This window comes from Myxococcus virescens, assembly GCF_900101905.1.
In the GTDB taxonomy this organism is placed as follows: Bacteria; Myxococcota; Myxococcia; order Myxococcales; family Myxococcaceae; genus Myxococcus; species Myxococcus virescens.
The window spans coordinates 21,060-39,873 of sequence record NZ_FNAJ01000009.1 but is presented as its reverse complement, the minus strand read 5'-3'; the positions used below and the strand labels follow the sequence as shown (position 1 = coordinate 39,873).

General features: G+C 68.6%; 25 protein-coding genes. 23 read left to right on the top strand and 2 right to left on the bottom strand.

The window, feature by feature from the left end; genetic code table 11:
* Positions 1–12: 12 nt before the first annotated feature.
* From BLU09_RS24160 to BLU09_RS24140, 5 genes are read left to right on the top strand one after another with little or no spacing between them, the layout of a single operon-like run.
* Positions 13–1,188 (top strand): RecB family exonuclease, encoded by a 1,176-nt coding sequence (locus BLU09_RS24160; protein ID WP_090491867.1) that lies wholly within the window; start codon positions 13–15, stop codon positions 1,186–1,188.
* Complete coding sequence (locus BLU09_RS24155; RefSeq protein ID WP_090491866.1) at positions 1,188–1,847, top strand: 3'-5' exonuclease; 660 nt, start codon at positions 1,188–1,190, stop codon at positions 1,845–1,847. The genes BLU09_RS24160 and BLU09_RS24155 overlap by 1 nt, the downstream gene beginning before the upstream one ends.
* Positions 1,844–2,182 carry a hypothetical protein gene (locus tag BLU09_RS24150; RefSeq protein WP_090491865.1) on the top strand — a complete coding sequence of 113 codons (339 nt, stop codon included), beginning with the start codon at positions 1,844–1,846 and terminating at the stop codon, positions 2,180–2,182. The genes BLU09_RS24155 and BLU09_RS24150 overlap by 4 nt, the downstream gene beginning before the upstream one ends.
* Positions 2,158–2,988, top strand: coding sequence for a hypothetical protein (locus tag BLU09_RS24145; protein WP_090491864.1), 831 nt, complete (start codon positions 2,158–2,160; stop codon positions 2,986–2,988). The genes BLU09_RS24150 and BLU09_RS24145 overlap by 25 nt, the downstream gene beginning before the upstream one ends.
* 8 nt (positions 2,989–2,996) lie before the next feature.
* On the top strand, positions 2,997–3,974 hold the full coding sequence (locus tag BLU09_RS24140; protein WP_090491863.1) for an AT hook motif domain protein: 978 nt from the start codon (positions 2,997–2,999) through the stop codon (positions 3,972–3,974).
* A gap of 1,039 nt (positions 3,975–5,013) precedes the next feature.
* Here the strand turns inward: BLU09_RS24140 and BLU09_RS24135 are convergent.
* The gene (locus BLU09_RS24135) at positions 5,014–5,628 is read right to left on the bottom strand and encodes a tyrosine-type recombinase/integrase (protein WP_090491862.1); all 615 of its coding nucleotides are present in this window, start codon (positions 5,626–5,628) and stop codon (positions 5,014–5,016) included.
* Between the two features lie 129 nt (positions 5,629–5,757).
* On the opposite strand from BLU09_RS24135, the gene BLU09_RS24130 reads away from it, so the two are divergent.
* The gene (locus BLU09_RS24130; RefSeq protein ID WP_090491861.1) at positions 5,758–6,294 is read left to right on the top strand and encodes a hypothetical protein; all 537 of its coding nucleotides are present in this window, start codon (positions 5,758–5,760) and stop codon (positions 6,292–6,294) included.
* Here the strand turns inward: BLU09_RS24130 and BLU09_RS38900 are convergent.
* Positions 6,210–6,779 carry a hypothetical protein gene (locus BLU09_RS38900; RefSeq protein WP_167371146.1) on the bottom strand — a complete coding sequence of 190 codons (570 nt, stop codon included), beginning with the start codon at positions 6,777–6,779 and terminating at the stop codon, positions 6,210–6,212. The genes BLU09_RS24130 and BLU09_RS38900 overlap by 85 nt on opposite strands.
* Positions 6,780–7,197: 418 nt before the next feature.
* Here BLU09_RS38900 and BLU09_RS38895 point away from each other — a divergent pair, with 418 nt between their 5' ends.
* The 17 genes from BLU09_RS38895 to BLU09_RS24035 form a co-directional block, all read left to right on the top strand.
* The gene (locus tag BLU09_RS38895) at positions 7,198–7,740 is read left to right on the top strand and encodes a phage terminase large subunit family protein (RefSeq protein ID WP_244171991.1); all 543 of its coding nucleotides are present in this window, start codon (positions 7,198–7,200) and stop codon (positions 7,738–7,740) included.
* 209 nt (positions 7,741–7,949) lie between these two features.
* On the top strand, positions 7,950–8,768 hold the full coding sequence (locus tag BLU09_RS24115) for an acyl-CoA desaturase (RefSeq protein ID WP_090491858.1): 819 nt from the start codon (positions 7,950–7,952) through the stop codon (positions 8,766–8,768).
* 91 nt (positions 8,769–8,859) lie between these two features.
* On the top strand, positions 8,860–9,123 hold the full coding sequence (locus BLU09_RS24110) for a PRC-barrel domain containing protein (protein WP_244171990.1): 264 nt from the start codon (positions 8,860–8,862) through the stop codon (positions 9,121–9,123).
* Between the two features lie 595 nt (positions 9,124–9,718).
* Positions 9,719–10,105 carry a type II toxin-antitoxin system RelE family toxin gene (locus BLU09_RS24105; RefSeq protein ID WP_244171989.1) on the top strand — a complete coding sequence of 129 codons (387 nt, stop codon included), beginning with the start codon at positions 9,719–9,721 and terminating at the stop codon, positions 10,103–10,105.
* Positions 10,106–10,455: 350 nt separating this feature from the next.
* Positions 10,456–10,659, top strand: a complete 204-nt coding sequence (locus BLU09_RS24095; RefSeq protein ID WP_090491856.1) for a hypothetical protein — start codon at positions 10,456–10,458, stop codon at positions 10,657–10,659.
* The gene (locus tag BLU09_RS24090) at positions 10,656–12,455 is read left to right on the top strand and encodes a phage portal protein (protein ID WP_090491855.1); all 1,800 of its coding nucleotides are present in this window, start codon (positions 10,656–10,658) and stop codon (positions 12,453–12,455) included. Before BLU09_RS24095 ends, BLU09_RS24090 begins: the two co-directional genes overlap by 4 nt.
* On the top strand, positions 12,452–12,733 hold the full coding sequence (locus BLU09_RS24085; RefSeq protein ID WP_090491854.1) for a hypothetical protein: 282 nt from the start codon (positions 12,452–12,454) through the stop codon (positions 12,731–12,733). The genes BLU09_RS24090 and BLU09_RS24085 overlap by 4 nt, the downstream gene beginning before the upstream one ends.
* Entirely contained in the window at positions 12,714–13,793 is a 1,080-nt protein-coding gene (locus BLU09_RS24080) for a head morphogenesis protein (RefSeq protein WP_090491853.1), read from the top strand. The genes BLU09_RS24085 and BLU09_RS24080 overlap by 20 nt, the downstream gene beginning before the upstream one ends.
* A 54-nt stretch (positions 13,794–13,847) precedes the next feature.
* Positions 13,848–14,033, top strand: a complete 186-nt coding sequence (locus BLU09_RS24075) for a hypothetical protein (RefSeq protein WP_090491852.1) — start codon at positions 13,848–13,850, stop codon at positions 14,031–14,033.
* Entirely contained in the window at positions 14,026–15,378 is a 1,353-nt protein-coding gene (locus tag BLU09_RS24070; RefSeq protein ID WP_090491851.1) for an XkdF-like putative serine protease domain-containing protein, read from the top strand. Before BLU09_RS24075 ends, BLU09_RS24070 begins: the two co-directional genes overlap by 8 nt.
* Positions 15,375–16,067 carry a hypothetical protein gene (locus BLU09_RS24065; protein ID WP_090491850.1) on the top strand — a complete coding sequence of 231 codons (693 nt, stop codon included), beginning with the start codon at positions 15,375–15,377 and terminating at the stop codon, positions 16,065–16,067. Before BLU09_RS24070 ends, BLU09_RS24065 begins: the two co-directional genes overlap by 4 nt.
* 45 nt (positions 16,068–16,112) lie before the next feature.
* On the top strand, positions 16,113–16,724 hold the full coding sequence (locus BLU09_RS24060) for a phage major capsid protein (RefSeq protein WP_090491849.1): 612 nt from the start codon (positions 16,113–16,115) through the stop codon (positions 16,722–16,724).
* A 101-nt stretch (positions 16,725–16,825) separates the two neighbouring features.
* A complete protein-coding gene (locus BLU09_RS24055) occupies positions 16,826–17,053 on the top strand; it encodes a hypothetical protein (RefSeq protein WP_026114327.1) in 228 nt (75 codons plus the stop codon).
* Between the two features lie 8 nt (positions 17,054–17,061).
* Positions 17,062–17,439, top strand: coding sequence for a hypothetical protein (locus BLU09_RS24050; RefSeq protein ID WP_090492081.1), 378 nt, complete (start codon positions 17,062–17,064; stop codon positions 17,437–17,439).
* Position 17,440: 1 nt separating this feature from the next.
* Positions 17,441–18,079, top strand: a complete 639-nt coding sequence (locus tag BLU09_RS24045) for a hypothetical protein (RefSeq protein WP_090491848.1) — start codon at positions 17,441–17,443, stop codon at positions 18,077–18,079.
* On the top strand, positions 18,079–18,603 hold the full coding sequence (locus BLU09_RS24040) for a hypothetical protein (RefSeq protein WP_090491847.1): 525 nt from the start codon (positions 18,079–18,081) through the stop codon (positions 18,601–18,603). Before BLU09_RS24045 ends, BLU09_RS24040 begins: the two co-directional genes overlap by 1 nt.
* On the top strand, positions 18,600–18,814 hold a 215-nt coding region (locus BLU09_RS24035), incomplete at its 3' end, for a hypothetical protein (protein ID WP_090492080.1). The genes BLU09_RS24040 and BLU09_RS24035, both read left to right, overlap by 4 nt.

The window sequence follows — 18,814 nt, the reverse complement described above, 5'->3', positions numbered from 1 at the left end:
GAGGCCCACTCCATGAGCGGACTGCGAAACCAGCATTTGTCATACAGCCGGCTGAGCCGCTTCGAGGCCTGCCCGCTGTCCTACCAGCTCCACTACCTCGACAAGCGCACCGCCGAGCCCGGCATCCCCCTGAGCTTCGGGAAGGCGCTGCACGCTGTCCTTGAGCGGCTCCTCCAGGAAGTCATCGACACCGAGTACGCGGGCCCGCTCTCCGAGGAGCGCGCCCTCCAGCTCTACCGTGAAGCGTGGGCCGCCTCGGGCCTCAGTGGCCTGGACCTCTTCCAGCAGGGCCTCGGCATCCTCCGGGACTTCGTCCGCCAGCAGGGCCGCGTGGACTCCCGCGACATCCTCGCCGTGGAAAAGGAGTTCCGCCTGCCGGTGGGGCCCTTCACCGTCCTGGGCTTCATCGACCGCGTCGACTGGGTGGATGACGAGACAGTCCACGTCATGGACTACAAGTCCAACTACCAGCTCTTCACCCGCGAGGAGCTGGACTCCAGCCTCCAGCTCAGCCTCTACGCCCTCGCCGCGCGCCGCGTGTGGCCCTGGGCGAAGAAGGTGCGGCTGTCCATGTGGATGCTGCGCCACGGCGTGCGACAGGAGACAACGCGCACCGAGGAGCAGTTGGAAGCCGCCCTCGCCTACGTCGAGACGCTGGGCCAGCAGATGGAGAAGGCGGAGTCCTTCCCCGCCCGCCTCAATCCCAACTGCGTGCACTGCGACCACCGGCGCGACTGCCCCGCCTACGCCCAGGCGCTGGAAGGACAGCGTGACGTCGTCTGCGAGGACACGTCTGACTTGGAGTCCGTCGCCCGGGAGCGCCAGGAAGTCGCCCACCTCGCGAAGATTCTCGGCGCGCGCAAGGCGGAGCTGGAGGACGTCCTCCGCGCCCACCTCGCCGAGAAGGACGAACTCGTCCTCGCCGGCACGCGCTACCGCATGTTCAACACCACCAGCCTCGACTACCCGCTGGAGCCTACCGTCGCGGTGCTGGCCCGCGCCACCGGCCTCCCCCGTGAGGAGTTGGTGCAGCGCCTCGCCAGCGTCGACAAGAAGGCCCTCGACGCGCTGCTGAAGGACGCGGGCAAGCGCCTGGGCACCGCGCGCGTCGCGCTCCTCAAGGCCGAGCTGGACTCCCTCGCCGCCAAACACCACTCGCCCCGCTTCTGGGCCAAGGAGGTCGCATAGTGCTGCTCGCTCACCCTGCTTCCGACACCACCCCTGTCTCTGCGCTCCCCCCGCCGCTCTTCCCGAGCATCCCGCAGCACCTGCGGACGCTCGCCTTCATTGACTTGGAGACGACAGGCTTGGACGCCTCCCGGCACGAGGTGCTGGAGGTGGCCGTGCTGCGCGTCGACGCCCGCAGCCTCAAGGTGCTGGCGGAGTACGAGGCCCGCGTGAAGCCCACCCGGCTGGCCGACGCCCACCCCGAAGCCCTGGCTGTGTGTGGCTACTCCGACGAGGAGTGGCGGGACGCGCTGCCGCTCCAGGAAGTTTTGGCCACCGTGACGCCGCTCCTGGCGGGCACCCTCGTGGCCGGCCACAACACCAGCTTCGACTGGGGCTTCCTCACCGAGGGCTACCGCCGCACCGCGCTGCCCCTGCCCTCCGTCGACTACCACCGCCTCGACACCGCCAGCCTCGCGTGGCCGCTGCTCGCCACGGGCGAGGTGGAGTCTCTCTCCCTCAACGCGCTGGCCAAGCGCTTCGGCCTCCACCGGCCCACGCCTCACCGGGCCATGGCGGACGCTCGCTGCGCGCTGGAGGTGGCCCGCTGCCTCGCCGTGCGCATGGCCCGTGGCGGGCACATGGAGCGGCTGCTAGAGGAGTCGGGAGGTGTCTCATGAGCGGCGCCTCCTCCCGTCGCAAGGGTGCCGATTGGGAACGCGCCCTCGTCCACCGCTTCCGTGAGGCGATGCCGGAGGCCCTCATCCGCCGCGGCCTCCAATACCGCAGTGGTGAAGAGGTACCGGACGTCGAGGTGCCGTGCTTCTGGGTGGAATCGAAAGCCCATCGGCGCACCAATGTCCGGGAGGCCATGCGCCAAGCGGTGGAGACGTGCCCGCCGGGCCGGTGGCCGCTGGCTGTGTGCAAGGACGACGGGCAACCGCCCCTCGTCACCATGCAGTTGGATGACTTCTTGGAGTTGGTGCGCGAGTGGTGGGAGGCACGCCCCCGGTGAGAGACTTCTTCGGCCACCTCCTGGGCCTGCTGCGTGTGGAGGCGCTCGCACCTCGGCACCAGGCCGTCTTCGCGGCTGCGCGCACGCGGCGGCCCGCCTTCGCGCGCCACGCCACGCTCGAATCGGTGCTGGCCGCCATGGCTGACGCACGCGAGGAGACTTACCCGGAGCGCGAAGCCCTCACCCGGGCCCTGGTGGCCGAAATGCAGGACTCCCCCAGTACCGCGTGGACGGCGGCCCTCGCCTCCGCCTACGCCCCCATGTTGCGCCACCTGCGCCGCCGCCTCCACAGCAACGGCGTGCCCAAGGAGGACCTGGACCAGCTCGTCCTCGCCACCTTCCTCTCCGTCGCACGCAACTTCCCCCTCCCCCGCTGGCAGGACTGGACGGCAGTCCGGCTGCGCCAGCAGACGGCGCGCGAGGTGTTCCGGTACCTGCGCAAGGAGCGCGCGGAGCAGCACGACAGGTACACGCCCCAGCAGCTCGCCGCGTGGTTGCCCGACGCTCGGCCCGCCACGCCGGTGGAGAGTCCCAGGCGGCCCAACGTCCGGCGGAGCTTCGTGCGGAGGGATGCGGTGCTGGTACACCTCGCCCGGGCCACCCTGCCTCGCAGCGACGTCGAAGTCCTGATGGCCACCGTCGTCCGGCGCGAGAAGCTGCGCGCCTACGTCAGCCGTCTCGTCGAAGGTGACGCCGCCGAGGCCGAGAGGACGTACCAGCGGCTGAAGCGCCAGCGCACGCGGCTGATGCAGCGCCTGCGCACCCAAGACGTGGACGCCGCAGCACCGCCCCCCGGAGGCTGCTGAGGGAAGGCATGGCCCAGAAGAAGCCCCTCAAGAAGCTGGGGCGCCCCACGAAGTCCGAAGGCCCTCGGCTACCGCATGACGAGGTGGACAGGCTCCTCGTGGTAGGCGAGGAGGTGCCCACCACGCGGGGACGTGTGAAGCGCCGCTTCCCCTCCTTGCGCGAGCTGGCCGAGCGCTTCGGGGTCGCCCACAGCGCCGTCGCCAGGTACGCCCAGCAGCACGACTGCCTCGGCCGCCGCAAACGCCTCCTCGCCGCGGGCCAGCAGCCGGCCGAGACGCTCGCGTTGAAAGAGACGCCCACGCCGGACGAGACGCCTCCTCCTCCGAAGCGCAAGACGGGCCGCCCCCGCAAGTCCGAGGAGCCCGCGCTCCCGCGCCACGAGTTGGACAAGGCCCTCGTCTTCGGCGACGTGAAGACGCTGCCCAACGGCTCCACCATGACGTCCTATGCCTCGTACCGCGAGTTGGCCGAGCGCTTCGGCGTCGCCACCTCCCTCGTCGCCAACTACTCCAGGGAGCACAACTGCCTGCGCCGCCGCGAGGAGGCCAAGACGCGCATCGCCACCAAAGCGGACCAGAAGCTGATTGAACTGCGCGCCACCGCCATCGCCGTCTCCAAGGACGACGCCCTGAAGATGATTGACGGCTACCTCCTCGGCTTCGAGGAGGCGCTCGCCGAAGGCCGCGTGCGCGTCGACAACCCCACCGACTTCAACACCCTCGTGAGACTGAAGGAGTACCTCATGGGCGGCGCCGACTCTCGCCAGGAGCTGCACGCCTCCTTCTCGTTGGAGGGCTTGCAGGCCCGGCACGCCCAGGCCCTGCGCGCCGCGCGGGAGACGACGCCCGCCGAGCGCGGCGAGGTGGACGCCGAGGTGTCGAGTAGCGACGACGAGGACCTCGACACAGCCGCCCCGGAAAGCCCCAAGGCCGACGCAGTCGTGGCGCCTCCAACGGGCGTCGCGGCCCCCGCCGACCCCGTCTGAAAGCGCCCTCCGGTAAGTGAACGGACACTTTTCGCGTTCAGTTTCGCCGTTCACTTTCGCCGGGCCAGGCCACGCCCGTTCACTTTCCCCCGGGAGCTCCACCTGGCGCGCGGATGCACACGCCTGGCGCCACAGCCCCCGTAGTTTCGCGAGGTTGGGGCGAACAGCCACCAGGTGCTCGAGCGCCGCGGTATCGCTCCGGGCCATAATTCGGGCCCGGAAGCACACTCCGTCCAGCGGGCCGGACTCCTGCGCGCCGTTCACTTCCCCGGCCCGTTTGCCCGTTCCCCGCCGAAGCCCCGCTGGCCGCCACGTGGCCCACCTGGCGCGCGCCCCCTGTCAGCCCCGCGCGCCGCGCCTGTCGCCGCGTGACGCCCCTTTCGTGCGCGCGTGTCCCCCAGCGCTTCGGGCCGCAGGCCTTTGTCCTCCTCGTGAGCCCCACGACTCCGAGCCACGCCCTCCGTGCCCCCACACTCCGCCCCGCGCGCACCTGGGCGCGCGTGCCGTTACCAGGGCCGAGCCGAATGGCCGAAAATAGGTAAAGGCGGCCATTCGGCGTCACCGCCCCCACGCTGTTTCGCGCGCTTACGAGGCCTCATGAGGGGCCGAAGCGCCGAGGCCCATGGCCGCTTTCCCCAGGTTGGCGCCACCTGCCGCCCGTCGCGCGGCCCAGCTCCTCCCCAGTCACCTTCACCGCCTGCTCCGGCCGGGCGCCACCATGCCTACCGATGACGCCAGCACGCCTACCCCGCCTACCCCTGACGCCAGGGTGGGGGGTGGTGCGTTTTTTCGTGTGGGCCTCGCCGCCGGGGCGTGTACCTGGGGCCCTTTTCGAGGGAGTCATCTCCGAAAAAGTGAACACCCCTCCCCTGTTCATTTGCGCTCGGTAAGTGAACGCTTCGCGCCGTTCACTTTCCCCGGATGCGCCTGGGGCGGTCCGCGCGGGCTCCGCGCACAGCCGCCCCTCACCGCCTCCGCGCGGCACCACGGCCCAACCAGGGGCTCTCGCGGGCGCTCAGCGCGGAGGCGGCGTGCCCCATCAGCAGGGCAAGTCGTTCGTCACGCGCACCAGCTCGTCATCCGAGGGGTGCGTGTAGATGACGGTGGAGTCGATGCTTCGCTGCCTCGCGAACTTCTGAGTGAGGCGGATGTCCTTCGTCCGCCGGTACACCCCGGTGCATGCGGTGTGGCGCACGGCGTGGAAGCTCAGGTGCCGCTCCAGGCCCGCGCGCTCCTGCCACACCGCGAAGCCGTGGCGCACCTGCCGCGTGGACAGGCGCAGGCCCTTGCGGCTCAGGAAGAGCGGCGCCTGGGGCCCCACGTCGTGCCCCTGCGCGCGCTTGAGGCGCAGCAACTTCTCCAGCTTCGCACGCACCGTGTCCGAGAGGACGACTTCCTGGGGGCCCGGGTGCCTGCGGCTGCCCTTGAAGACGGTCAGCGTCACGTGCCGGCGTGCGCGCCCGCGCTCGTCGAAGACGTCGCCGATGTTGAGGGCGACCAACTCGTGCTCACGCAAGCCCGAGGCCAGCGCAAGGCTGTAAAGGCAGTGGTCCCGGAATCCATCCCGGTGCAACCCCGTGGCACGCAAGAGCAGCGCCACCTCCTTCTCCGTAAGGGTACGCGGTGGGCGGGCGACAGCGGCATAGGCAGACATGGCGACTCCTTCGTGAAGAGGACGCGGCCATACGCGCTCTGTCGCCCCCACAAGACAAGTCATTAACCACGCTGTGCATTCTTGAGCCGGGCCCCGCGCGGCCTCGGCATTTCCCCAAGAGGAGTCGCTGTGCATCCGCTGGCCCATTTCAACTTCGAGGCACACCGCAAGACGGGCAGCCACACGGCGTCAGGTGCTCCGTCACCACAGCCACGCCTGGCCCCCGTCTCACCGCTCCAGGACCTGGTGCTGGCCCACCTGGAAGTGGCCAGGACGCTCGCTTCGTTCATCCCGGGCCTCACGCCGGAGCTGGCAGCGGCCCGCGCGCTCGACGCCATCCACACGGACACGGGGCTGACGATGGAGCCCCATCGCAGGGGGCTGTCGGCCGCCGCCGAGCCACCCGCGCGGCTCACCGCCACGCAGCTCGGCCAGAAGGTGGGGCTTTCCGCCAGGAAGATGAACCTCCGCCTGGAGGCATGCGGCCTCCAGCGGCGCAACGAGCACGAAGAGTGGGAGCTGACGGACGCGGGCCAGGACTACGCCGAGGCCGTCCCTCGCACCCTCCAGGACCATTCCGCCTACCAGCTCCTCTGGCAGCCCGAGGTGCTCGGCGTCCTGGAGGATGCCGCGCGTTCCTCGTCGATGACCGTCGGCCTCGGCTGAAGGAGGACACCGTGACGCTCGGCATCGTCAAGCGCACCGAGGACGACCTCACCCAGTGGCTCGCCACCGAGGCGGGCTTCATCTCCGGGCTGTGCCAGTACGACAACGAACCCGTGGTGCTGGAGCCGTACCAGCAGTCCTTTCTCGGCAACCGCTCCCGATTCAGGTGGGTGGCGAAGAGCCGCCAGGTGGGCTTCTCTTTCCTCTTCGCCCTCGAGGCCCTCGCCCGCTGCCACCTGCGCGACGGCCACACGGCCGTCTTCGTCTCGTACAACCTCTCGGACGCGGTGGAGAAGGTGCTCATCGCCCGGCAGGTGTACGAGGAGCTGCCGCTCGCCTACCAGAAGAAGCTCGTCACCGACGCGAAGACGGAGCTGGCCTTCGAGTCCAACGCCAAGGGCCGGCGCCTCTCGCGCATCATCTCCGTTCCCGCCAAGCCTCCGCGCGGCAAGCGCGGCGATGTCTACCTCGACGAGCTGGCGCACCTGGTCAACGACCGCGAAGTCTATACAGGCAGCACCGCCCTCATCCTACGCTCGCATGGGCAACTCACAGGGGGCAGCACCCCGCTCGGCCGGCGCGGCATTTTTTGGGAGATAGACACCCAGGAGCTGCGCAAGTACCCGCACCACACCCGCCAGCACGTGCCCTGGTGGCTGTGCCGCTTCTTCAGCCTGGACGTGAGGCGCGCCGCAGTGGAGGCCCCTCTCATGTCCACCGAGGAGCGCGTCGCTCGCTTCGGGCGCCCTGTCCTCACCGAGCAGTTCGACTCCCTGCCCCAGGAGGACTTTCAGCAGGAGTTCGAATGCCTTTTACGTCGACGAGTCCTACAGCTTCCTCCCCTACGAGCTCATCCTCCCATGCACCACCGACGAGCTGCCGCTGGCCCAGGACGCTTCCGACGTGCCCGTGCCCCAGGGGCGCCTGGTCGCGGGCTTCGATGTGGGTCGCACCAGAGACCGCTCGGAGCTGGCCGTCTTCGAGGAGACGGGTGGGCGCTTCACGTGCCGCATGCTGCGCAGCTTCGAGGGCGTGCCCTTCGCGGAGCAGGAGGCGCACCTGCGGCGCCTCCTCTCCGTCCTGCCAGTGGCGCGCCTCTCCGTCGACCGCAGCGGCATCGGCATGAACCTCGCCGAGAACCTCGCCCGCGACTTCCCCCAGGTGGTGGAGGAGAACTTCACCAACGAGGCCAAGGAGCGCTGGGCCACCGACTTCAAGATTCTCCTCCAGCGCCGCGACGTCACCCTGCCGCGCCAGCGTGAGCTTGTCGGGCAGATTCACTCCATCAAGCGGCGCGTGCTGCCCTCGGGGAAGGTGTCCTTCGACGCCGAGCGCAGCAACCGCGGGCACGCGGACAAGTTCTGGGCCGTAGCCCTTGCATGCCAGCGAGAGCGTGCGCCCGAGCGCCGGGGTGGCACGGAGATTGGAGTGAGGGTGATTGGCTGAACAGCAGCCCTTTCCTCACCATCCAATCTCCGTCCGCGCACCCCGCAATGTTCAGGCTCGCCATCTGCGCCCTGGATGCCCCCGTGTTCAGCCTGGGACTGCCATGGATATCAGCCTACCAGGCTTGCTAGCCGTAGCCCGCCCGCGTGTTGCATCCGTTATCAAGCATCAGCTGATTGAGGGGTGACACGCCAGGGTTTGGTACGAATATGGTCCCCTTCTTCTTCGCCTCCCATTGGATGCTGAGTGTGCTCTTCCAGAGCCTCTTCCAGCATCGCTACGCCGCGCACCGCATGTACACGATGACTCCGCGCGCCGAACGCATGCTGCACCTGAGCGCCGCGTTGGTGCAAGGTTCGAGCTACCTCGACCCACGCGCCTACGCCATCCTGCATCGCGAGCACCACGCCCATGCGGACACCGTCCGCGACCCGCACTCGCCCGCGCACCACAAGCACCTGCCGCGCATGATGCTGGAGACTGCGCGTCGTTTCGGGGGCCTTCTCACCGGCCGCATCCAGGCCGAGGCGCGCTTCCTCGGTGGCTACCCCGAATGGCCCACCGTGGACCGTTTCTTCAATAGCTGGACCGCCCACCTGGGATTCGGTGCGCTCTACACCCTTTTCTACAAGCGCTTCGCCACGCGCCGATGGCACTGGGCACTACTACCCGCCCACTTCGTGATGGGGCCAGTGCATGGCGCCATTGTGAACTGGTGCGGACACCGGTACGGCTATCGCAACTTCACGACCCGGGACCAGTCACGCAACACGCTGCCCCTGGACGTGGTGTGCATGGGCGAGCTGTTCCAGAACAACCACCATGCCCGGCCGGCGAGCCCTGACTTCGCCGCGAAGCGCTTCGAGCTGGATCCAACCTGGCAGGTCATGCGGCTGCTCGCCCGCTTGAAGTTCATCCAGGTAGTGCACGCCCCGCCCTCGCATCCTGAGGCAGCGGGCGAGCGTGACCAGCGTCCGCCCAAGCATCGCGAGGAACACAGCATTTCCATGCTGGCATGGCCATCCTGATGAAGTAGCAAGGAGTTGGCATATGCGATTTTCGGAGCGTATCCGCCCAGGCCGTACCGTTGTGGCCGCAGGGGGGCAAGAGATAGGGGTCGTGGAGGCCTTGTCCATTGACGCCGAGACTTGGAAGGTCGAGGAGCTTCAGGTGAAGCTGCGCGCGGAAGCCGCCGACCAGATTGGTGCGTTCTGGAATTTCTTCCACGCCGGCCGGGTCGAGCTGCCCACACGTATCGTCCAATCCATAAGCGACACCGTGGTGTTGTCAGTCTCCGTGGACGAGCTTCGCCAGGTTCTATCATTGGAGTCCACACCGCGCTCGCACGGAACACAACCCGAGGGGATGAGCCACTCCCCATGACAACTCCCAGCCTTCCGCCTGCGAGCCCCTCCTGAAACGGCTGGGCTTGAGGAAAAGCACCCACGTATCACAAATGCTTGCAGAAAGCACTCGCCCCCTGCGCCCCCACCATTCTCGGCAGTTGGCACGAGGAGCCCGGGAGCGTGAATTCACCAATCCCCTACCACGCCGCGTGTCCTCTCGTGGCTGTGCACCTCTCCTCCTCAATCTTGGAGTTCTAACTGTAACGGGCTCGGCCCTCTGCGCCGAGTTCTTGCGGATAAGTTCTGAGCATTGCCCCTCGCCCTCCAGAGAGAGTACACGCCGGGGCGCAGCGACGGTATGCAGATTGGAGTAGAAACTCTCAGTCAGCGAAGGGCCGAAGTCGGCAACTTGATAGTGATAGCCCCTGACTTATTCCTCATTCGAAGCCCTCGCTCGGCGAGGCCATGGGCGGCCGCCCAAGTTGGCACCTAGGGGAAATCGGAAATGAAGGGATGCTGCGGCCGGCAATGAACTCCTCCATGACTACTTTTGAGTTGCCCCCTTCAGTCACGTGGACCTCCCGGGCGAAACGCAAGCATGGCAGGCCCATTCCCCCATCGAGGCATCTCACATGTCCTATCGCGTCACCATCGTCCCTGAGCTCTCGGAGGCATACGAGCAGCTTCCTCCCTCCGAGCGCCAAACCATCCAGGAGCGGCTGGACATGCTCGCTGCAGCGGCCGAAGACTCAGCCCAGTCCCCGCCCAAGCTGAAGCGCCCTCATGCGAAGGAACTCGCGGTCGTCTCGCCAGGAACGCACCGGGTATTCCTGGGCGACCAGTGGATTGCATACCGCGTCCAGGCTGAGGACCGCACCCTCCAGTTGCTGGACTTCGGATGCTGGAGCATGAGTCCACTCGCTCGCCAGGCGCCCCCCGCCGCAGAATGGCATAGCTCGGGACACCAGGAGGATGGCTGGGACAATGAGGGCGGCGGCAGCCCCCCATACAATCCCTAGGCCTCTGGTCTCGAACTCCGGCGGGCAGTCGCTGCATCTTTTTGTGGTTCGACCGGTGCACCACCCGCCCCTCGGACACGGTGGCTCGTGACCGCGCAGCGCACCATCGCCATGCCTGCGGGGACAGAAGCCGGGGCGGACGCCAATCCTGGTGAGCTCTCTACCCTGGTTTCGCGAGGCACGGCCTGTCACTCACTTCCGACCGAAAAGCGCGCGACCGGATGTCCCCGAAATCGGGCTCGAGGCCTTTGTCCTCGCTGGAGGTGAGGCGCGCGCCCCCCAACGCCCCCGCACGTCGAGGGCCCCCCTCCCACCGCGCGCCTTGCCTCCACTTCGCGTGGGAGGCCCGTGTGCAGCGTGACGTCAAAGTCTTCGTCCTCTCCTCTGGCTCGGGCGGCGCGCCACACCCTGGGCCGAGCTTCACGGTCGAGGCCTCCACACTCGACGGACTGCTGGAGGCAGTCCGCGTGGAGATTGTGGCCCGCGGCCAGCGAGTGCGCGCCGTCTCTCACACCCCCACGGGCCTCCTGGCTTACGTGGAGGACCGTCCGTGACGGTGCCAGCTGAAGTCCACCAGGCCGAGGAGCGCCTCCAGGCCATCCTTAAGGCGGTGGTGGTGGGCGCCCGCGTCGACGAGCCCGCCAGCCGCCCCGGTGGCGAGGAGGCATTGGCCTTCTCCGACGCGGGTGCGCTGCAGCCTCCGTATGAGCCGGAGGCCCTCTGTCTCCTCGTCGAGCACTCCAATTCCCTTCGCCAGAATGTCGATGCCTATGCGACGAACATCGACGGCTTCGGCTACCGCTTCGAGCCCGCCATCGACTTCGACGCCGACGGGGCGCAGGAGAAGGTGGCCGACGCCATGGCCCTGGAGCGCGACGCCGCCCATGATGCGGGCACGCTGCCCCCGGGGACGTCCCTACGCCCCACGGATGAGGAAGTCGCTGCTCACGCGGAGGAGGTGCGTCAGCAGGCCCGGGTGGAGAAGGCCCGCCTGGAGTCCTTCTTCGACTTCTGTTGCTTCGACTCCAGCTTCGTCGAGCTGCGCCGACGCACCCGCCACGACCTCGAGGTGACGGGCAACGCCTACTGGGAGGTGCTGCGCGACGGCAAGGGCGACATCGCCCGCTTCGTCTACGTACCCTCGTACACGGTGCGCCTCCTGCCCCTGGACAAGGAGGCCGTCGAGGTGCGCGAGCGCGTGCGCATCTCCGCCGTCAGCTTCGACACCGTCACCACCCGTCGACGCCTGCGCCGCTACATCCAGGTGCAGGGCAGCGAGCGGGTGTACTTCAAGTCCTTCGGGGACTCGCGCGTCATCTCCCGCCTCACCGGCCGCACCTTCCAGGACGTCGCCACCCTCAAGGCCACGGACGCCTCGGACGGGCCCGCCACGGAGCTCATCCATTTCGCGATTCATTCGCCGCGCTCGCCCTACGGCATTCCCCGCTGGGTGGGCACCCTGCTGTCCGTCCTCGGCTCCCGGCAAATGGAGGAGGTCAACTACCTCTACTTCAACAACAAGAGCGTTCCCCCTCTGGCGCTGCTCGTCTCGGGCGGAAGGCTCTCTGACGCCTCAGTGCCGCGCATCGAGCGCTTCATCGAGGAGAATCTCAAGGGGAAGGCCAACTTCCACAAAATCCTCATCCTTGAGGCGGACGGCGCCGGCACCGGCGACGGAGGCCGCGCGAAGATTGAGCTGCGCCCCCTGACGGACGCCCAGCAGCAGGACGCCCTCTTCCAGCAGTACGACCAACGCAACATCGACAAGGTGGGCAGCGCCTTCCGTCTGCCACCGCTGTTGCGCGGCGACGGGCGTGACTTCAACCGCTCGGTGGCGGAGGCGCAGCTCCGCTTCGCTGAAGACCAGGTGTTCCAGCCCGAGCGCGACGAGTTCGACTTCCTCCTCAACCGCAAGGTGCTCGCCGACATGGGCGTGCGCTTCTGGAAGTTCAGGTCGCAGACGACGGCTACGAGAGACCCGGAGCGCATGACGGAGATGGTGGAGCGCCTGGTCCGAGTGGGCGTACTGACACCCGAGGAGGGCCGCCACCTTGCCGGCGACATCTTCCACCGCGAATTCCGGAAGATTTCAGATGATTGGGTCCGACGCCCCCTCACACTCACGTTGGCGGGCATCCAAACCGGCTCCACCGACTTGACGCCTCAGAAGGACAAGGGCTCGCTGCTGGGCGAGGCCAAGCGCCTCTTGGGGCTGCGCGAAGAGCTTCGGGCCGAGGAGGAGCGCCTCGCCCAAGGACGCCTGGCGCTCGCGCGCCGCTACATGGACACCGAGTCTGTCTCCGTCCCCCGGGAGGAGTTCGACACCTGGTTCTCGGAGAGGGCCCCATGACGCCCGAGCAGTTCCACCGCGCGTGGGTGCTCCAGGCCCAGGCCGACGCCGAGCGAGGTGTCCTGGAGTGCCGCATGTGCCGAAGGCGCGGCCCCCTGGAGGAGACGACGACGCTCTGGCGCAACGGACTCCTCGTCTTCGCCCTCTGTGACAGGTGCGCTGCCAGCCACGACGTCGTCTTCTCCCCCACTCCGGCAGGAGTCGAAGTGCGCGCCAGGCGCCGCAGTCCCGTGGAGTTGGTGGCGCAGGAGGTGCCCCGTGTGCACGGCCCCCGCTGACAGCCTCCTTCTCCTGCACGAGGCGCGGGCGGTGGCGGACACCCTCCTGGGAGACGTCCTGCGGCTGCCGGTGGCCAAGGCCCTGGACGTCGGCACCGCAGCGGGCATGGACCGCGCCGTAGCCCTGCTTGCCGCGCGCCTCCGTCGCGCCGTCGGGCGCGCCGACGTGGACGCCATGCGGGAGGCGGTGGCTGTCCTCGACGTGGACTGGAGGATGACGACGGCGGCTCAGCGCAGGCGCCTCGTCGCCCAGGCCCTGGAGGCGGCCGGCCGGCAGACGGCCCTCATCCCGTCCCGCATCCAGGCCCCCCTCGGCGACGCAGCCGAGGAGGTGGTGGCGTCCACCCGTAGCCACGCCCGGCGAGAGCAGGGCCTCGCCCTCGCCGCCCGCTTCAACGCTGTCGATAGGCGCATTGCCCAGCACATCGTCCGCACCCAGGGCAACTTCGTCCGGGACGAGTACGGGCGCCGGCTGGACGCCTTCGGCCAGGAGGCCCGGCGTTTCGTGGCCGAGGGGCTTGAAGCGGGCCTGGGGAGAGGAGACATCGCCGAATCCCTGGAGCGGGCCGCGCGCGGCGCGCTCATCGAGCGGGCCCCCTTCTATTGGGAGGTGGTGGCGAGCCACTTCATCGCCCAGGGGCGCTCCTTCACCCAGGTGAGCAGCTACGCAGAGGCCGGCATCCACCGATACCGCATCGAGGCGGTCCTCGACGAGGCCACCACCCAGGTGTGCCGTTTCCTCCACGGGAAGACATTCTCCGTAGGCGAGGCCCTCCAGCGCTTCGAACGACTGGAGTCCCTTGAGCGCCCGGAGGATGTGAAGCAGGAGCTGCCCTGGGTGAGAGAGCGCCTCGACGCGGACACCGGGCGTGCCCTCCTCTACGTCAACCGAGGCGGCCAACAGACGCGCCTGGCCGAGGTGCTCCGCTCCGCCGCCGGCACCCGCGACGACGTCGGCGAGTTCCGCGCCCTCGCTTCGGACAGGCAGCTCGCGGACGCGGGCGTGGGTTTCCCGCCGTACCACGGCCTCTGCCGCACCACGACGCTCGCCATCACTTAGTGATGTCCCCGATTTCGCGTCGCAGGCCTTTGTCTCTTCCGGAGACGAAACGCGATGCAGGCAACCTCGACACCTACCCCCACCTCACCTCCGACGCCGGAGGACAGCACGACGACGCCGGAGTCGACGTCCACGGCCAAGGCCGAGGCGACGCCCGTCGTCTGGCCCCGCGACCTCAATCTCCCCACCTCCGGGGAGCTGACGTGGGGCTTCGACCCAGAGGGCCTCTGCAATGGGTGACACCCTCGCCAAGGCCCTCGCTCGGGCCCGACACGTTCTGGAGTCCCTCCAGGGCGAGCCTGTGGAGAAAACCATCTGGGGCAGCCCCGCGGGCAAGAAGCGCTTGGCGAAGCGCCTGGTGGCCATGCTGCCCGCGCACAAGACGTATGTGGAGCCCTTCGCCGGCAGCGCTGCCGTCCTCTTCGAGAAGACGCCCTCGGACGTCGAAGCCATCAATGACGCCGACACCGAAATCGCCGACGCGTACCGGCTCATCCAGAAGCTGACGCCCGCGAATCTGGCCAAGCTGAAAAAGCTGCCGTGGGTGGGCGACGAAAAGACCTTCAAGAGCCTCTTCGACGCGAAGCCGAAGGGTGACGTCGAGCGCCTGCACCGCTTCCTCTACCTGACGCACTTCTCTTACGGGAAGCTGCGCGGTCGCAGCTTCAGCCCCAACGGCGCGGGCACTCAAGCGAAGACGCTCTCCCGCATCGAGCAGTTCGCCCCGCGCCTCAAGCGCGTGAAGGTGTACAGCGGCGACTACGAGAAGGTGGTCCGCAAGTACGACAGGAAGGACACCGTCCTCTTCCTGGACCCGCCCTACCCTGGCTACAACGTCGACGTCGGCGAGGGCGACTTCGACGAGGAGCGCTTCTACGGCGTCCTCAAGTCGCTGAAGGGCCGCTGGCTCATGACGTATGGCATCCGGGGCAAGCTACCCGGAATGCTGAAAGGCTCCGGCTTCCTCGTGAAGCGCATTCGGACGCCTCGCACCATCGCCGCCATGCGTGGCGTTGGCGGCTCCTCCGTGCTGACGCAGCTCCTCGTCTCCAACTACCAGCCCGCTGCGAAGGCGCTGGAGGGTGACGGCCACTTCGCGGTGGACGACTGGCAGCCGGAGGAGTCGCCCGATACCGCCCCCTTCGCCACCACGACGTCCCTCCTCAAGGGCGTCGAGCCCGACGACGAGCGGTACGTCCTGGGTGTCGTCTTGGAGCCTGAGACGGTGGACGCGCAGGGCGACATCTACTCCGCCGCGGAGATTCGCCAGGCCGCGCACCGCTTCATGGAGGAGTTCGGCGGCCTGGGGCTCATGCACCAGATGCGCGTCAACGGGAAGGTGAAGGTGCTGGAGAGCTACCTGGCCCCAGTCGACTTCAACCTGGGCGAGGTGCCGGTGCGCAAGGGCACCTGGCTGCTCGCCGTGCGTGTCCTCTCAGACGAGCTCTGGGGCCGCGTGAAGGACGGCCAGCTGACGGGCTTCAGCATTGGCGGCACCGCGCGCCGTCTCCCTGAGGCCTCCCCCGCCACCGAGCCGCCCCCTTCCGACACACCTGCCGCTGACTCCCAGCCGGAGGCCGCATGACGAGCACCACCCAAGGCCCCGCTTCCGTCCACCGCCTCGTCGACATGGTGGTGGAGGAGGTGTCCCTCGTGGACAGGGCCGCCAACAAGCACCGCTTCCTCTTGGTGAAGCGGGACGGAGACAACATGCACGACGCGCCCCAGGACGCCACGCAAGCCGAGGGCGCCGCCAGCGCCGCCTCGGACACCTCCAAGGCCGATGACGCCCTCCTCGCCTCAGCCCAGCAGGCACTCGAAGCCGTAACGGCCCTCGTCGAGGCATTGGCCTCCACGGACGGCATCGACGGCGTGCGCGTGGTGGAGGTGGCCCAGCACCTGCGCGCGCTGGCCGACGCGTTGGAGGACGAGGACGAAGACGAGGAGGACGTCGAGGCGCGAGAGAAGACTGCCAGCTCCGCGCCCCCTCCCGCTCAGCCGGCTCCGCCCGCGCCCACGCCAGGCGCCGACGCCTCCGGCCTCATGGAAGGCCTGACGAAGCTCACCGACGCCGTCCGCGCGTTGGAGGGCAGCGTGAAGGAGCAGCACCAGCGCCTGGGCCGCGTGGAGAAGCAGCACGGCCTGCCCAACAGCAGCGCCCCCGCGGAGCGTCCGCCCAAGCCCACCGTCGAGGACGTCGGCTGGCCCCTCGACCTCAACAAGCCCCTCAACCGGGAGAGCGTCGACAAGGCCCTCTCCTTCCACGACGTCTGACGTCCCCACCCGCCACCAGGAAGCCTCAACGCCCAAGGAATCCCCATGAGTCGTATCGACAACAGCACCCTCTTGGCCAAGGCGGACCTGGCCCTCGCCGACCTCACTGCCGGCGGCGGCATCCTCCAGCCCGCCCAGGCGCAGAAGTTCATGCGCCTGCTGATTAAACAGTCCGTCCTGCTGCAGCAGTGCACCGTCGTCCCGATGGCGGCCCCCAAGCAGCAGTTCTCCAAGCTCAAGTTCGGCAGCCGCATCCTCCGCCCGGGACAGGAGGCCACCGCCGTCCCCGCCGCCCAGCGCGTGAAGCCGGACCTCTCCCAGGTGGAGCTGGACGCCAAGCTCTTCAAGGGTGAGGTGCGCCTCTCCGACGAGGTGCTGGAGGACTCCATCGAGCGCGGCGAGCTGCGCCAGACGCTCATGGAGATGATGGCGGACGCCATCTCCCGCGACATGGAGGAAATCCTCGTCAACGGGGACACTGCCTCGGCGGACCCCTTCCTCGCCACGCTGGACGGCGTGTTGAAGCAGGCCACCAGCAACGTCGTGGACGCGGCCGGCGCGCCCATCTCCAAGGAAGTCCTGGGCGACTTGCTCAAGTCGCTGCCCTCGGAGCACCTGCGCGACAAGAGCAGCATGGGGTTCCTCTTACCAGCGTAGACGCGGACCTGGACTACCGCAGCACGCTGGCGGAGAGGGCCACGGCTGTCGGCGACAAGTTCCTCGAGGGCGACGCGCCGGTCCTCTACTCGGGCGTCCCGTTGCGGCCGATTCCTCTCTGGCCGGAGAACCTCGGCGCGACGAATGACCGCACGGCGGTGTTGCTTTGCAACCCCAAGAATATCCACGTCGGCATCTGGCGGCAGATTCGCATCGAGTCTGCGCGGGACATCTCCGAGGGCACGCTGAAGGTGGTGGCCACGCTGCGCTTCGACGCGAAGTTCGCCGAGGAGTCCGGCACGGCCAAGGCCATCAACGTGCAGTTGTGAGGCTCACCATGGACAACACCTATCTCGTCCGACTCAAGGCCTACGACGCGCGCCGCGGCCACGTGCTGCGGCGCTACACGTATGCCGGCATCAAGTTTCAGGAGGAGCGCGGGTGGTACCGGGTGGAGAAGCCGGTGGCGGACTACCTGCGCACCGTGCACCAACTCCCCGGCGACGCCTACTCGCCGCTCGCCTTCGACGTGAGTACGGACGCCGAGGCGAAGGCCCTCGACGCGGCCGAGGCCGATGAGGCCAAGGTGAAGCGTAGCGCCAGCGACGAGCTGAAGCTGAGTGCGGCGCGGCCCGCCGGCACGCTGACGACGGAGGACTTGCCGAAGGCCAGCGAGGAGAAGGACACGCGCCGCGCCAAGCGGGAGAAGGACTGACGTGTACGCCACGGTGGCCGACCTGCGCGCCGAGGGCGTCACACCGGCCATGGCGGGCGACACCCGCCTGGCCGTCCTCCTGGAAGAGGCCACCCGCACCATCGACAAGGTGACGGGGTGGTACTTCGAGCCGCGCTCGGCGACGTTGCACCTCGACGGGCGCGGCACTCCGTCCCTCTGGCTGCCGGTGCCGCCCATTCGCCTCTACCGCTTGGCGCTGTACGGGGCGGACGTGTCCTTCTCCAAGGAGCGCCTGGTGGTGGTGGGTGCCCCGGTGGGCGCGGGCTTCGACGGGCCCCGCCTCACCTTCCGCCATGGGCGCGTCTTCCCGCGTGGCGAGGGCAACGTCATGGTGGGCGCGCGGTGGGGCTACACCGAGGCGGACGGGACGTCAGAGGGGTGCACGCCGCCCGCCATCCGCCGGGCCTGCATGCTCCTCGTCCTGCGAAGCCTCTCGCCGCTGGCGGACGAGGCTTCCCTGGAGGAGCGCACGCGCTGGCGGGTGGTGGAGGAGCGGACGCGCGAGCAGAGCTACCGCCTCGACAGTGTCCGCCCCACGGTGCGGCCTCTCACCGGAGAGCCGGAGGTGGACCTCTTGCTCTCGCCCTACGTGAAGCCTTCCTTGCCCGGAGCGGCCTGATGAGGGGCAGGCTCATCTTCCCCTTCCTCGCGGAGCTGCACCGCTTGGACACCGCCGCCATGGCGGGGCCCGGCCCGGGCCTCCATGCCAGCGGGTACGACGCGGACTTCCGCGAGCCGGTGCTGGTGGACGCGGACGACGACGGCTTGGCCGAAGCCTTCCGTCGCGAATTTCCGCCCGTGCGTGTCCCCTGCCAGGTGGAGCCGGATGCCTTTGAGTCATTGCGCATGACTCCTTCCGGCAACAGCCCCCGGACGAACTTCGAGCTCGTCTTCCACTTCCGCGACTTGGAGCGCCTCGGCCTCGTCGACGCGGCCACGGGCGACGCCCTCATCCGCCCCAGCGACAGGCTGGGCGCTCTCTACGATGTCGCGGGCGCCCTCGTGCAGGCCGTGAGGACGCCTCCTGGGCTGTACGTGACGGAGGCGCGCCCCATGGGCTTCGGCCTCCACCGCCGGAGTCCTCGCCGGAATCTCTTTCTCGTCACCTTCAACGACAGGCCCCAAGCCCGAGGACTCGCATGAAAGCACTGTTGCTCACTTCTCTTCTCGCTACCGCCTTCCTCCCTCGCTGCCTCGCGCCGGACGGGTGCGCGCCGGTGTCCACGCGGTGCGCCGGCAACGTCGCCGAAATCTGCAACGGCGACGGCAACTGGCAGACGCTGGCCGACTGCGACGCCGTCAGCGAGCACAGCAGCGCCGCCTTCACCTGCGCCTACGTCAACGAGGAGGGCGT

Coding starts and splice junctions, on each gene's coding strand:
- BLU09_RS24085 (WP_090491854.1), top strand. CDS start 12,452: ATGACGCCCGAGCAGTTCCACCGCGCGTGGGTGCTCCAGGCCCAGGCC.
- BLU09_RS24070 (WP_090491851.1), top strand. CDS start 14,026: ATGGGTGACACCCTCGCCAAGGCCCTCGCTCGGGCCCGACACGTTCTG.
- BLU09_RS24105 (WP_244171989.1), top strand. CDS start 9,719: ATGTCCTATCGCGTCACCATCGTCCCTGAGCTCTCGGAGGCATACGAG.
- BLU09_RS24150 (WP_090491865.1), top strand. CDS start 1,844: ATGAGCGGCGCCTCCTCCCGTCGCAAGGGTGCCGATTGGGAACGCGCC.
- BLU09_RS24050 (WP_090492081.1), top strand. CDS start 17,062: ATGGACAACACCTATCTCGTCCGACTCAAGGCCTACGACGCGCGCCGC.
- BLU09_RS24075 (WP_090491852.1), top strand. CDS start 13,848: ATGCAGGCAACCTCGACACCTACCCCCACCTCACCTCCGACGCCGGAG.
- BLU09_RS24060 (WP_090491849.1), top strand. CDS start 16,113: ATGAGTCGTATCGACAACAGCACCCTCTTGGCCAAGGCGGACCTGGCC.
- BLU09_RS24065 (WP_090491850.1), top strand. CDS start 15,375: ATGACGAGCACCACCCAAGGCCCCGCTTCCGTCCACCGCCTCGTCGAC.
- BLU09_RS24115 (WP_090491858.1), top strand. CDS start 7,950: ATGGTCCCCTTCTTCTTCGCCTCCCATTGGATGCTGAGTGTGCTCTTC.
- BLU09_RS24160 (WP_090491867.1), top strand. CDS start 13: ATGAGCGGACTGCGAAACCAGCATTTGTCATACAGCCGGCTGAGCCGC.
- BLU09_RS24140 (WP_090491863.1), top strand. CDS start 2,997: ATGGCCCAGAAGAAGCCCCTCAAGAAGCTGGGGCGCCCCACGAAGTCC.
- BLU09_RS24135 (WP_090491862.1), bottom strand. CDS start 5,628: ATGTCTGCCTATGCCGCTGTCGCCCGCCCACCGCGTACCCTTACGGAG.
- BLU09_RS24040 (WP_090491847.1), top strand. CDS start 18,079: ATGAGGGGCAGGCTCATCTTCCCCTTCCTCGCGGAGCTGCACCGCTTG.